8 protein-coding genes and 1 pseudogene are annotated in these 14,710 nt (G+C 32.4%); 8 read left to right on the top strand and 1 reads right to left on the bottom strand.

Annotated elements, in window-relative coordinates; all coding sequences use genetic code 11:
* Positions 1-30: 30 nt before the first annotated feature.
* From AMD28_RS11275 to AMD28_RS11265, 3 genes and pseudogenes are all read left to right on the top strand, one after another.
* Positions 31-672 (top strand): ribonuclease H1 domain-containing protein, encoded by a 642-nt coding sequence (locus AMD28_RS11275; RefSeq protein WP_055444208.1) that lies wholly within the window; start codon positions 31-33, stop codon positions 670-672.
* 56 nt (positions 673-728) lie between these two features.
* A pseudogene (locus AMD28_RS11270) lies at positions 729-1,657 on the top strand (PfkB family carbohydrate kinase).
* Positions 1,658-1,777: 120 nt separating this feature from the next.
* The gene (locus AMD28_RS11265) at positions 1,778-3,676 is read left to right on the top strand and encodes an amidophosphoribosyltransferase (protein WP_055444207.1); all 1,899 of its coding nucleotides are present in this window, start codon (positions 1,778-1,780) and stop codon (positions 3,674-3,676) included.
* Between the two features lie 584 nt (positions 3,677-4,260).
* On the opposite strand, the gene AMD28_RS11260 is transcribed toward AMD28_RS11265, so the two are convergent.
* Positions 4,261-4,869, bottom strand: a complete 609-nt coding sequence (locus AMD28_RS11260; RefSeq protein ID WP_055444206.1) for a superoxide dismutase — start codon at positions 4,867-4,869, stop codon at positions 4,261-4,263.
* A 122-nt stretch (positions 4,870-4,991) separates the two neighbouring features.
* Here AMD28_RS11260 and AMD28_RS11255 point away from each other — a divergent pair, with 122 nt between their 5' ends.
* The 5 genes from AMD28_RS11255 to AMD28_RS11235 all read left to right on the top strand — a co-directional run bounded on the left by AMD28_RS11255 (position 4,992) and on the right by AMD28_RS11235 (position 14,707).
* A complete protein-coding gene (locus tag AMD28_RS11255) occupies positions 4,992-8,141 on the top strand; it encodes a UvrD-helicase domain-containing protein (RefSeq protein WP_055444205.1) in 3,150 nt (1,049 codons plus the stop codon).
* 206 nt (positions 8,142-8,347) lie between these two features.
* On the top strand, positions 8,348-9,541 hold the full coding sequence (gene kbl / locus AMD28_RS11250; RefSeq protein WP_055444204.1) for a glycine C-acetyltransferase: 1,194 nt from the start codon (positions 8,348-8,350) through the stop codon (positions 9,539-9,541).
* 123 nt (positions 9,542-9,664) lie between these two features.
* Positions 9,665-11,053, top strand: coding sequence for an OmpA family protein (locus tag AMD28_RS11245; protein ID WP_055444203.1), 1,389 nt, complete (start codon positions 9,665-9,667; stop codon positions 11,051-11,053).
* Between the two features lie 70 nt (positions 11,054-11,123).
* Positions 11,124-13,871: a PD-(D/E)XK nuclease family protein gene (locus AMD28_RS11240; RefSeq protein ID WP_055444202.1), complete on the top strand. Its 2,748-nt coding sequence runs from the start codon at positions 11,124-11,126 to the stop codon at positions 13,869-13,871.
* Complete coding sequence (locus tag AMD28_RS11235) at positions 13,871-14,707, top strand: alpha/beta hydrolase family protein (protein WP_055444201.1); 837 nt, start codon at positions 13,871-13,873, stop codon at positions 14,705-14,707. Before AMD28_RS11240 ends, AMD28_RS11235 begins: the two co-directional genes overlap by 1 nt.
* Positions 14,708-14,710: the final 3 nt, after the last annotated feature.

The following is a 14,710-nucleotide window of genomic DNA, read 5'->3' as shown; positions in this document are numbered from 1 at the left end:
TTGAGCGATGTGGAAAGGCGGAAGCTAAAGATGTCAAAAAAGAAAAAAAAATATTATACCGTTTGGAAGGGACACCGTGTTGGTGTTTTTGATACTTGGAAAGACTGCAAAGCACAAATTAAAGATTATCAAGGCGCACAATACAAATCTTTCGCCACTTTTGATGCTGCAAAAAAAGCATTAAACGGAAGCTATAAAGACTATATAGGAACCAATAAGAAATTTAAAAGCGAACTTTCTGCAGAACAACTTAAAAAAATAGGGCTTCCTAATTATAATTCTATTTCTGTAGATGCTGCCTCTTCTGGAAACCCTGGTATTATGGAATATCGTGGTGTAGAAACAAAATCTAAAAAACAATTATTTATTCAAGGTCCTTTTGCCGAAGGCACAAATAATATAGGTGAATTTTTAGCTTTGGTTCACGGACTAAGTTTTTTAAAAAAACACAATAGTGATCTCCTTATATATACAGACTCTAAAACCGCTATGAGTTGGGTTCGTAAAAAAATATGTAATTCTAAATTAGAACGCAACGCAAAAAACAAACCGGTTTATGATTTAGTAGATCGTGCCGTATTGTGGTTAAACAATAATACGTATAAAACAACCATTGTAAAATGGGAAACGAAAGCTTGGGGAGAAATACCTGCAGATTTTGGTAGAAAATAAGTTATTATACTAGTTTTAAAATAACGTATATTTGCAAAAAAAATTAATATCGCTTTATGAGCAAATTAGTCATTGTAGGTACTGTAGCATTTGATGCTATTGAAACACCTTTTGGTAAAACCGATAAAATTCTTGGAGGAGCAGCAACCTATATAGGTTTTTCTGCAGCAAATTTTGATAATGTGGATGCAGCAGCAGTTTCTGTTGTTGGAGGAGATTTTCCACAAGAATATCTAGACCTTTTAACCGATAGAAAAATAAGTATAGAAGGAGTAGAAATAGTAAAAGAAGGAAAAACGTTCTTCTGGAGTGGTAAATATCATAACGATATGAACACTCGTGATACTTTAGCAAAGAATTAAATGTACTAGAACATTTTACGCCAGTTGTTCCTGAAAGTTATAAAGATGCAGATATTGTAATGCTTGGTAACCTACATCCTTTAACACAACAGAGTGTTCTGGATCAAATGTCTAAAAAACCAAAATTAGCCATTTTAGATACCATGAATTTCTGGATGGATATTGCTATGGATGATTTAAAAGCAGTTATAAAAAATATAGATGTGATCACCATTAATGATGAAGAAGCTCGCCAGTTATCTGGAGAATACTCTTTAGTTAATGCAGCAAAGAAGATTCATGAAATGGGTCCTAAATATGTGGTTATTAAAAAAGGAGAACATGGCGCTTTACTATTTAGTGAAGGTAATATGTTTTATGCACCAGCTTTACCATTAGCCGAAGTCTTTGATCCAACAGGAGCAGGAGATACTTTTGCAGGTGGTTTTGCAGGATATATTGCTAAAACGGGTAACATCTCTTTTGAAAACATGAAGAAAGCAGTAATATACGGTTCAGCCTTAGCTTCCTTTTGTGTAGAAAAATTTGGAACAGAACGTATGCTAACTTTAACAGATAAAGAAATCTTCGAGCGCTTGCAACAGTTCAAGGATTTGACACAATTTGATATCGAAATAAACTAAATACAAACGCGCTCAAAATGGAGCGCGTTTTTTTTTCGCAAAATCAAAGTTTCATAACTTGTTATGAAACAATGTAAAAAGCGACAACACAAATAAGAAACAACAAACACACAACTAAAAATGAGCGATGCTTTAAAACATGAATGTGGAATAGCACACATTAGACTTTTAAAACCATTAGAATTTTACAAAGAGAAATATGGTACTGCGTTTTACGGTGTAAACAAAATGTATCTATTAATGGAAAAGCAGCACAATCGCGGACAAGATGGCGCTGGTTTTGCAAGTATTAAATTAGACACCAAACCAGGAGAACGTTACATAAGTAGAGTCCGCTCTATTGCGCAGCAGCCTATACAAGATATCTTTGCTCAAATAAACGGTAGAATAAACAAAGAACTAACAGAGCACCCAGAATATCAAGATGATGTTGCATTACAAAAAAAGAACATTCCATATATAGGAGAAGTGCTTTTAGGACATGTTCGTTATGGTACTTTTGGTAAAAATAGCGTAGAAAGTGTACATCCTTTTTTAAGACAAAATAACTGGATGCACAGAAACCTTATTCTTGCTGGAAACTTTAATATGACAAATGTTAAAGAATTATTTAAAAACTTAATAGATCTAGGGCAACACCCAAAAGAGTACACAGACACCATTACTATAATGGAAAAAATTGGACACTTTTTAGATGATGCTGTTTCTAAAATATACAAGAAGCTTAAAAAAGAAGGATACAATAAAAACGAATGCTCTCCTTTAATTGCTGACCGATTAAACGTAGCAAAAATTTTAAGAAAAGCTGCAAAAAACTGGGATGGTGGTTATGCCATGGCTGGACTTTTAGGACATGGAGACTCTTTTGTACTTCGTGATCCTGCAGGAATAAGACCAACCTATTATTACCAAGATGATGAAGTGGTTGTTGTAGCTTCAGAAAGACCAGTAATACAAACCGTATTTAATGTAGACTTTGATGACGTTAAAGAATTAGAACCTGGTCATGCTATCATTACCAAGAAATCTGGAGAAGTTTCTATTCAACAAATATTAGAACCTTTAGAAAGAAAAGCATGTTCTTTTGAACGTATCTATTTCTCTAGAGGAAGTGATGCTGAAATTTATCAAGAGCGTAAAGAACTTGGTAAATTATTAATGCCTAAAGTTCTGGAAGCTATTGATAATGATACAGAAAACTCTGTTTTCTCTTATATACCAAATACGGCGGAAACTTCCTTTTTCGGAATGATAGAAGCTGTTGAAGAACATCTCAACCAAAAGAAAACACAAGCGATTTTAGATGGCGACGGAAAACTATCTAAAGAACGTGTTATTGAAATCTTATCGGAAAGAACAAGAATTGAAAAAATAGCAATTAAAGATGTTAAGCTAAGAACTTTTATTACTGAAGATAGCAGTAGAGATGATTTAGTTGCGCACGTTTACGATGTTACTTACGGTGTAATTAAACCAACAGATAACCTGGTTATTATTGATGATAGTATTGTAAGAGGTACCACTCTAAAAAAGAGTATCATTAAAATGATGGATCGACTACATCCTAAAAAAATAGTTGTGGTTTCTTCTGCGCCACAAATACGTTATCCGGATTGCTACGGTATTGATATGGCAAAAATTGAAGGATTAATAGCCTTTAAAGCAATGCTTTCGCTTTTAAAAGACAACAACAAGTATCATTTAATTGAGGAAGTATACAAAAAATGTAAAAAGCAGGTAGATTTAGAAGATGCGCAAGTAAAAAACTTTGTAAAAGAACTATATGATCTTTTTACAGCGGATGAGCTTTCAGATAAAATCTCAGAATTATTAAGTGATGAAACAGTAAATGCCGAAGTAAAGATAATATTTCAACCGGTATCTAATTTACACAAAGCCTGTCCTAAAAACTTAGGAGATTGGTATTTTACAGGAAATTATCCAACAGCTGGAGGTAATAGAGTTGTAAATAAAGCGTTTATTAATTTTTATGAAGGAAATGAAGAACGTGCTTACTAGCTTTTTTCTTACGGTTTTTCCGTATCTATTTAGTTTTGAAGCGCTTAATCCTAAAAAAAAGCGGTTCATCTAAAAGATTTCACTTAATCAAAGAAATAAAACTACATTAGTACCACCATAACATAAGTAGGTTAAGTTCATGGTAGATTTGGGGCAAAAAAGGTGAACTCTCGTTCACCTTTTTTCATTTTACACCCATTCCATTTTATACGACATTTCTTTCTAAAACAGAATAAAACAGACTCTTTACTCCTTTAGGCTAATATATTAGTAGTTTATCTAATAAGTTTTACAATTTGGCCCAAGCACACTTATATTTGCTAGACCATAACATAAGTAGGTTAAGTTTATGGTAGATTTGGGGCAAAAAAGGTGAACTCTCGTTCACCTTTTTTCATTTTCGGTAATGAAATGTTTTTCAACATTTTACAATATTCAAAATATTTTCACGTTATTTATATATCTCCATGACATAAGTAGGTTAAGTTTATGGTAGATTTGGGACGAAAAAAGGTGAACGTAAGTTCACCTTTTTTTATATCCACCTATTAAAAATAGGCTATTGTTATTGTTTTAATAAAAGCTTATTTCGCTTCTGCATAACGTCTTTCTACTTCATTCCAGTTAATTACATTAAAGAAAGCTTCAATATAATCAGGTCTTCTGTTTTGGTAGTTTAAGTAATAAGCATGCTCCCAAACATCTAATCCTAAAATTGGTGTTCCTCCACAAGTAACTCCTGGCATTAATGGATTATCTTGATTTGGTGTAGAACAAACTTCTACTTTTCCTCCTTTATGCACACATAACCAAGCCCAACCAGAACCAAATTGTGTTGCAGCCGCTTTACTAAAAGTATCTTTAAAAGCATCTACAGAACCATAAGCTGCCTCAATAGCATCTTTTAAATCTCCAGATAAACGTCCTTTCCCTTCTGGATTCATTACTTCCCAGAATAAAGAATGGTTGTAAAAACCTCCTCCATTATTTCTAACAGCACCATTTTTCATATCTAAACCTCCAAGAATATCTTCAATAGATTTCCCTTCTAAGTCTGTTCCTTCAATTGCTGCGTTTAATTTTGTTGTATAACCGTTATGATGTTTCGTGTAATGAATCTCCATTGTGCGAGCATCAATGTTTGGTTCTAAAGCATCATAAGCATATTTTAATTTCGGTAATTCGAAAGCCATAATATTTATTTTTAGTTGTTATTATTAAATTTTATTCAAATTTACGCATAAATGCCTTCAATTAAAAATAATAAATAGTTATCAAATTATCGATAATCTTTATCTTGTGTAAAATTTAACGCATGACTAACCAACATCCTTTCACTATATACAATGCATCTGCCGGAAGCGGAAAAACATTTACATTAGTTAAAGAGTATTTAAAGATTTTATTACAATCTAATAATACGCAACAATACAAGAACATTCTGGCTATTACATTTACCAATAAAGCAGTTGGTGAAATGAAAGAACGTATTATTGAAATGCTTACCGCGTTTTCTTCGGAAAAAATTATAGAAAATCCAAACAGCATGTTTTCTATACTTACTGAAGAATTACAACTGAAACCAGAAAAACTACACAACAAATCTAAAAAGATACTAAACAGCATTATTTATAATTATGCCGCTTTTGATGTTTCTACTATTGACGGATTTACACATAAAATAATTAGAACCTTTGCGCATGATTTAAAACTGCCTTTAAATTTTGAAGTCGAATTAGATCAAGACTCTCTTTTACAAGAAGCGGTAGATAGTTTGATAGCAAAAGCGGGAACGAATAAAGAGCTGACAAAAATTTTAGTGGATTTTTCCATTGAAAAAGCAGATGATGATAAGAGTTGGGATATTTCTTTCGACTTTAATAAGATTGCAAAACTATTAGTAAAAGAAAATGATGTCGCGCATATTGAAAAACTAAAAGATAAATCGCTTGAAGATTTTAAAGTACTTAAAGCGCAATTAAGAAAAGACACCAAAAATCTTGAAAGCCGAATTACAGAAATTACACAAAACGTTTTACAGCTAATTGACGAAGCTGGTTTACAGTTTAATGATTTTAATAGAAGTTCTCTACCAAAACATTTTGAAAATCTAAAGAATAAGCGATTTGACATTAGTTTCACCAATAAATGGCAAGCGGAATTAATTAATAACGAAACACTGTATCCTAAACGACTTACTCCAGAACTTGGAGCTGTTATAGATGGGTTGCAACCGCAATTCATTAAAGCTTTTGAAGAAACCAAAAAACTAGTTTTTCAGCAAAAATTCTTAAAAGCTTTTTATAAAAACATAACGCCTTTATCGGTTTTAAGCGCCATAAACCAAGAGTTAACAAATATTAAAATAGATCAGAATAAATTATTAATTTCTGAATTCAACACCTTAATAAGCAAGGAAATTAAAGACCAACCAACCCCTTTTATTTACGAACGACTGGGCGAAAAATTTAGACATTACTTCATCGATGAGTTTCAAGATACATCTAAATTACAATGGCAAAATTTAATTCCGTTAATAGATAACTCGCTTGCTGGTCAAAACTTAAAACAAGAACAAGGAACAGCCATGTTAGTAGGTGATGCCAAACAAGCAATTTATAGATGGCGTGGCGGAGAAGCAGACCAATTTATAGACTTATACTCTAAAAAAACAGATCCTTTTCAAGTAGAACAACACGTAGATAATTTACCTACAAACTTTAGAAGCTACCAAGAAATTATACATTTCAATAATGCTTTTTTTAAATATGTTGCCGAAACTTCATTATCCAACCAGGATTATAGCGAACTCTATCATGAAGGTTCTAAACAAAACACCTTCAATAAAAATGAAGGCTATATACAATTAGACTTTTTAGATCTTAAAGACGAAGATAGAGACGAAATCTATCCGCAGAAAGTTTTAGAAACCATTAGAACGTGCCAAACCAATGGCTATTCTTATCAAGATATTTGTATTCTTGTCCGTAAGAAAAAAGAAGGAATCGCTATTGCAGAGTTTTTAAACACTAAAGGCATCCCTATTATGTCTTCCGAAACGATGCTTATTTTTAATAGTCCCGAAGTACAGTTTATAGATAATATCTTAACGCTTTTAGTGCAATCCGAGAACGATGAAATCAAGGTTAAGGCTTTAAATTATCTTTCCGAAAAATTCAGAATAAAAGACAAGCACGCATTTTTCAGTGAACATATCCATCAGTCCCTTTTCCAAACCTTTAAAAGTTTGGAAGACTACCAGATCTTTTTAACCCCAAACCAATTACTACAATTACCATTATATGAGTTGGCAGAAAGCATTGTTAGAAACTTTAATTTAGTAGAAACCTCCAACGCTTACGTACAATACTATTTAGATTTTGTATTAGAATATTCGCAAAAACAAGGCTCTAGTCTTTCCGGTTTTTTAGAACACGCAAATAACAAAAAAGGAAATCTAAGTATTGTTTCTCCGCAAGGACAAAATGCTGTGCAGATTATGACCATTCATAAATCTAAAGGTTTAGAGTTTCCAGTAGTTATTTTCCCTTATGCAGATTTAAATATTTATAGCGAAATAGAACCCAAAGAATGGTTCCCATTAGAAGCAGAAAACTTTAATGGCTTTTCTAGCACACTATTAAACTACACCAAAGAATTTGAAAACTACGGCGAGGTTGGTCTGCAAATCCACAACAAGCATCAAGCAGAATTAGAGCTAGACAACATCAACTTATTATATGTTGCATTGACTAGACCAAAGGAGCAACTCTTTATTATTTCTAAAAGAGATGTGTCTGCCAAAGAATTAAAGGAACAAAAAACCTACGCTGGCTTATTTATAAATTACTTGCAACAAGCAAACAAGTATAATGAAAGCGAAAGTAGCTTCTCTTTTGGTAATCCTAAAAAAACATCGAAAGAAGAAACCAAGCATACAGAAATTATAGAACAACAAGAATTTATAACCACAACAAAAGAAAGTCACAACATAAAAATTGTTACTAATTCTGGTTTTTTATGGAATACAGCGCAACAAGAAGCCATCGAAAAAGGAAATCTTATTCACAATATATTGGCACATATTAAAACAAAAGAAGATGTTTTATTTGCAATTACCCATTTTAAAGAAACCGCAATTATAAATCCAGAACAAGCCATAGAATTACAAAAAACGATAGTACAAATAATAGATCACCAAGACCTAAAAGATTATTTCACCACTGAAAACACCGTTTATAACGAACGGGATATAATTTCAAATCATGAGATTATAAGACCAGACAGATTGGTAATTAATGCCAATAATGAAGCAACCATAATCGATTATAAAACGGGAGCAATAAACAAAAAACACCAATTGCAACTAGAAAATTACCAACGGGTTATAGAAGAAATGCCATACAAAGTGATCCATAAAATTCTGGTATATATAAATGACGATATTCAAGTAATAACCTTTTAATAATGGCGTTACGCGCTTTCGTAAAAACTGCAGCGCGTCGTGTCATCCACTATATCTTTTTTATTTTTTATAGTATCCAATATGCTATGCACAACTCATATACTTATAGCACCTATTGATGAGAGGTGTTATATTTCACATAAAAAAGGATGCCGTTTCTACCACTAACGCAAAAAACATTATAAATTTGTAAAAAAATAAAACCCATGTACGGAAATATACAACAACAACTACAACAAGAACTTCAAGACATAAAGGACAACGGACTTTACAAAGAGGAACGTATTATTACTTCTCCGCAAGGAGCAGAAATAACGCTTAACACCGGAGAAACCGTTTTAAACTTTTGTGCTAATAATTACTTAGGTTTATCGTCACATCCAGAGGTGATTCAAGCAGCTAAAGACACTATGGATACCCACGGTTTTGGTATGTCTTCTGTTCGATTTATTTGTGGAACACAAGACATTCATAAAGAATTAGAACAAAAGATTGCAGATTTTTATGGTACAGAAGACACCATTTTATATGCTGCAGCCTTTGATGCCAATGGAGGTGTATTTGAACCTTTATTAGGAAAAGAAGATGCTATTATCTCCGATTCTTTAAATCACGCATCTATAATAGATGGTGTACGTTTATGTAAAGCAGCAAGATATCGTTATGCGAATAATGATATGGCCGATTTAGAACAACAACTAATAGATGCCAATAAAAATGGAGCAAGAAATAAAATCATAGTAACAGATGGTGTTTTCTCTATGGATGGCTTAGTTGCTCCTTTAGATAAAATATGTGACTTAGCAGACAAATACGATGCTATGGTAATGATTGATGAATGTCATGCCACTGGATTTATTGGACCAAAAGGAATTGGAACCTTAGAAGAAAAAGGGGTTCTAGGAAGAGTAGATATCATTACAGGAACTTTAGGTAAAGCTTTAGGTGGCGCAATGGGAGGATATACTACCGCAAAAAAAGAAATTATTGAAATATTACGTCAACGTTCTAGACCATATTTATTTTCAAACTCTTTAGCTCCTGCAATAGTTGGTGCCTCTATTAAAGTGTTTGATATGTTAAAAAACGACACGACTTTACGTGATAAATTAGAATGGAACACCAACTACTTCAAAAAAGGAATAAAAGAAGCTGGATTTGATATTGTAGATGGGGATTCTGCTATTGTTCCAGTAATGCTATATGACGCAAAACTATCTCAAACTATGGCAAATATGTTATTAAATGAAGGCATTTATGTTATCGGTTTCTTTTTTCCTGTAGTTCCAAAAGAAAAAGCAAGAATAAGAGTACAGCTTTCTGCAGCACATGAAAAGGAGCATTTAGATAAGGCTATATCTAGCTTCATTAAAATTGGGAAAACATTAGATATTATTTAAATTGACTACAAACAGTTATAATTAAAGATTTTTTTTAATATTTTTTTATATTTGTCTTTGTTAATAATATTTAACAACTTACTTTTGCTTATCAATTAACACTTAAAAATTAAATTTTTGAATATGAAAAATCTTAGCAGATTATTGTTCGCTATGTTGCTTGTATTAGGTTTTAGCAACACGTATGCACAAGATGATAACAATCCTTGGGCAATTAGTTTCGGGGTAAACGCAGTCGATCTTTATCCAGTTGGAGAAAACGCTCCTCAAGGAGATTACTTTGATGAGTTCTTTAACGCAACAGATCACTGGAACATCCTTCCATCTTTATCTACTATTAATGTATCTAAATACATCAATAATGGATTTTCTGTTGGAGTAACAGGATCTATCAACAAAATTGAAAAAATCGGAGAGACATTAGGAGTACCTAGCTTAACAGTTAGCGAAATGACTTATTATGGTCTTGACGGAGCTGTTAAATATAGCTTTGCAGATTTATTAAACTGTAACACTATTGAGCCTTATTTAGGTGTTGGTGGTGGTTACACTTGGATTGATGAAATTGGAGCTGGTACTTTAAACGGTTCTTTTGGTTTAAATTTCTGGTTAACAGAAAACATTGGACTAAACCTTCAATCTACTTACAAACATTCATTTGAAGATTACTTATCTAAACATTTCCAACACTCTGCAGGTATAACTGTTAAGTTTGGTGGAAAAGATTCAGATGGTGATGGTATATATGACAAAAATGATGCTTGTCCAGAAGTTTTCGGATTAGAAGCATTTAACGGTTGTCCTGATACAGATGGTGACGGAATTGAGGATTCAAAAGATTCTTGTCCTAATGAAGCTGGTTTAGCTGAATTTAACGGATGTCCTGATGCTGATGGTGATGGTGTAGCTGATAAAGATGACAAATGTCCTACAGTTGCTGGATTAAAAGCTTTAGCTGGTTGTCCTGATGCTGATGGTGACGGAGTTGCTGATGGAGATGATAAATGTCCAAGTGAAGCTGGTCCTGCTGCTAACAATGGTTGCCCATGGGCAGACACTGATGGTGATGGTGTATTAGACAAAGATGATAAATGTCCTAACGAAGTAGGTGTAGCTGCAAACAATGGTTGTCCAGAAGTAATTGCTGCTCCAACTGCTGAAGTAATGGCAACATTAAACAACTACGCTAGAACAATCTTATTTTCAAGCGCTAAGTCTTCTTTCAAACAAGAAACTTACCCAGTATTACAAGCGATTACTGCTATCTTAAAAGAATATCCTGAATCTAACTTTACGTTAGAAGGACATACGGATAGTGACGGACCTAAATCTTCTAATCAATTATTATCTGAAAGAAGAGCTAACGCTGTAAGAGATTACTTAATCTCTAACGGAGTTAACGCTGACAGATTAGTTGCTGCTGGATTTGGTGAAGATTACCCAATCGATTCTAACGCTACAAGAGCTGGAAAGAAAAATAACAGACGTGTTGAAGTAAAACTTAGAAAATAAGTTTCACAAAACAATCTAAATATTTAATAAAAACGCTTCGATATATCGAAGCGTTTTTTATTTTTATAGAATGACAACATTCATTCTAGATGTACTAAAAGATTTACAAAACAGGAATAAAGATTTATCTTCATTAATCTTTATTTTACCCAGTAAACGTGCTGGTATCTTTTTAAAACACCAAATTGCACAAATAGTTAATCATACTATTTTATCTCCTAAAATAATTAGTATTGAGGAGTTTGTAGAAGATCTATCGCAATTAAAAAAAACTTCAAATACAGAACTCCTATTTGTATTTTATAAAGTCTATTTAGAACTAACTAAAAAAGAAGAACAAGAAAGCTTTGATTCTTTTTCAAAATGGGCGCAAATATTACTTCAGGATTTTAATGAAATAGACAGGTATCTCATTCCGCAAGAAAAAATATTTAACTATTTAAGTGCTATTCAAGATTTAAAACACTGGTCTTTAGAAGAACCTAAATCGGATTTTATAAAAAAATATCTTTCCTTTTGGAATAAATTAAACCAATACTACACCAAATTTGCAGAAGAACTTCTACAAAACAAAACAGGTTACCAAGGACTAATTTATAGAGAGGCTGTAGAAAATATAGAATCGTACATACAAACTGCTTCAGAAAAACAACATGTTTTTTTAGGTTTTAACGCACTAAATAAAGCGGAAGAAAATATTATTCAAGAATTACTTCAAAATGAAATGGCAGAAATTTTTTGGGATATTGACCAGAAATTTTTTGACAATAAATACCATGATGCTGGTTTGTTTACCAGACAGCATCACAAAAACTGGAAGTACTTTTCCACGAATCCTTTTAACTGGAAAACCAATAACTACACACAACCTAAAAACATCGAAGTCGTTGGTATTCCTAAAAACATAGGGCAAGCAAAATATATAGGCACCCTTTTAAAATCTTTAAAAGAAAAAGACCCTACACTACAAAAAACAGCTGTGGTACTTGCAGATGAAAATCTACTTACTCCTACATTAAACGCACTACCAGAATCTATTGATGCATTAAACATCACTATGGGTTTCCCATTGCAATCCATTCCGCTAGCTTCTTTATTTGAACAAATATTTCAAGTACATAAAAAAGCAAGTAATACCTTTTATTATAAAGATGTTATCGCCATTATATCCCATCAATTTATTAGACCACTAATGAATACAGATAATGTAGATACAGCTTCCAAAATAACTGAAACTATATTAACAAATAACCTAGTTTATTTAACGGTAGATCGTTTAAAAGAACTTAGCCCCACCGCAACAAACGTAATAGACTTATTGTTTGTTGTAAAAGAAAACAGCGTAGAAAGTATTCTTAAAAACTGTTTGAATCTAATTTTATCTATTAAGGAAAACTTAGATATAAATAAACCACTAAATAAACTCTCTCTAGAATATTTATTCCGCTTTAACGAGCTTTTTAATGAACTATCAAGTCTAAATGCTAGATATAGCTACATAAAAGATGTTAACACACTGCATGGCCTTTATAAAGAATTATTAAGTGCTGCTACTTTAGATTTTCAAGGAGAGCCGCTACAAGGTTTACAAGTTATGGGAATGTTAGAATCACGCGTTCTAGATTTTGAAACCGTAATTATAGCATCGGTAAATGAAGGTGTGCTTCCGTCAGGAAAAACAAACAACTCCTTTATTCCTTTCGATGTAAAAATAGAAAATCAGCTACCAACCTACAAAGAAAAAGACGCAGTGTACACCTACCACTTTTATAGGTTATTACAACGTGCTAAAAACGTTTATATTTTATATAATACCGAAGCAGATATTCTAACTGGTGGAGAAAAAAGTAGATTTATAACGCAATTAGAATTAGAAGGAGATCACAAAATAAAACACCAAATTGTAACGCCAAAAGTAGAAGCTTGTTTTACCGAATTATTAGAAATTGAAAAAACAGATGCCATACAAAACAAGTTGAAGTATGTTGCAGAAAGAGGTTTTTCACCTTCTTCCATTACTAATTACATTAGGAATCCTATCGATTTCTATTATCAGAAAATATTAGGAATTTCAGAACAAGAAGACGTAGAAGAAAGTGTTGCTTTTAACACACTTGGTACCGTTGTACACAATACTTTAGAAGATTTATACACCAACTTTATTAGTGCCTTTTTAACCGTGGATGCCTTAGAAAAGCAAAAGTCCAAAATTAATGAAAGAGTTACCTATCATTTTGAGAATGAATATAAAGAAGGAGATATTAACACAGGAAAAAACCTCATCATTTTTGAAATTGCAAAACGCTACGTCCTCAATTTTCTAAATTTAGAAATGGAAGATGTAAAACAAGGAAACGAGATTAAAATCATTTCTCTAGAAGCAAATAACAGAACATCCATTAACATTCCTGAGTTAGACTTTACAGTTAATCTTACCGGAAAAGTAGATCGCGTAGATACTTACAATGGTATCACTAGAATTATTGATTATAAAACAGGCAAAGTATTATCTAATGAAGTCGAAATTTCTAATTGGGAAGACCTAACCACAGACTACAAAAAATACAGCAAGAGTTTTCAAGTATTGATGTACGCGTATATGATGATGAAAGAAAACAACGTGCAATTTCCATTGGAAGCAGGTATTATATCCTTTAAAAACTTAAGTAACGGTTTTTTAAAATTCGCAGTAAAAGAAGGAAGAAATAAAAACCAGCTTATAACGGAAGAAACCATGCAGCATTTTGAAATAGAACTTAAAAAAATCATTCTAGAAATCTGTAATCCAAAGATTCCTTTTGTGGAGAAAGAAGTATAATGATACAGAAAAACAACATATTACAAAGAGATTCCAAAAAACCAATCGTTTGGGATGCTTTCTATAAAGAGAATAATACAAAAAAACCGTTAGTTCTTTTCTGCCATGGTTATAAAGGATTTAAAGATTGGGGCGCTTGGGATTTAGTTGCACAAGCGTACAGTGAAGCAAACTTGTTTTTTGTGAAATTTAATTTTTCGCATAATGGCGGCACAGTAGAAAACCCAATAGATTTTCCAGATTTGGATGCTTTTGCTGAAAACAATTATACCAAAGAGTTAGAGGATGTAGACAGTATGTTAAACCATCTTTTATCTAAAGAAAATGAATTTACAGAGCAAATAGACACCAATAACATTACGCTAATTGGTCATTCTAGAGGTGGAGGAATTTCCATAATTAAAGCATCAGAAGACACTAGAATAACCAAACTAATCACTTGGGCAAGTGTAAGCGGGTTTGGTAAAAGAACGTCCACAACTGGAGATTTAGAACAATGGAAAAAAGAGGGTGTTAAGTATGTTTTAAATGGTAGAACCCATCAACAAATGCCACACAACTATCAGTTTTATTTAGACTACAAAGCAAATAAAAATCGATTAAATATAGAATTGGCAACCAAAAAAGTAAGCATTCCTTTTTTAATTATTCATGCAGAAGGAGATCCTTCCGTGAAATTTAAGGAAGCAGAAAATTTACATGCCTGGAATAACAAAAGTGAATTATATTCTATAGAAAATAGCAATCATGTATTTGATGCTTCCCATCCTTATAAAAACAAAAAACTACCTGAAGCTTTACAACAGGTAGTTACTAAAAGTATTTCTTTTATATAGTTA

The organism is Lacinutrix himadriensis (assembly GCF_001418105.1).
In the GTDB taxonomy this organism is placed as follows: domain Bacteria; phylum Bacteroidota; class Bacteroidia; order Flavobacteriales; family Flavobacteriaceae; genus Oceanihabitans; species Oceanihabitans himadriense.
Note: the sequence above shows the minus strand (reverse complement) of the source record. Positions and strands in the feature narration are given on the sequence as shown.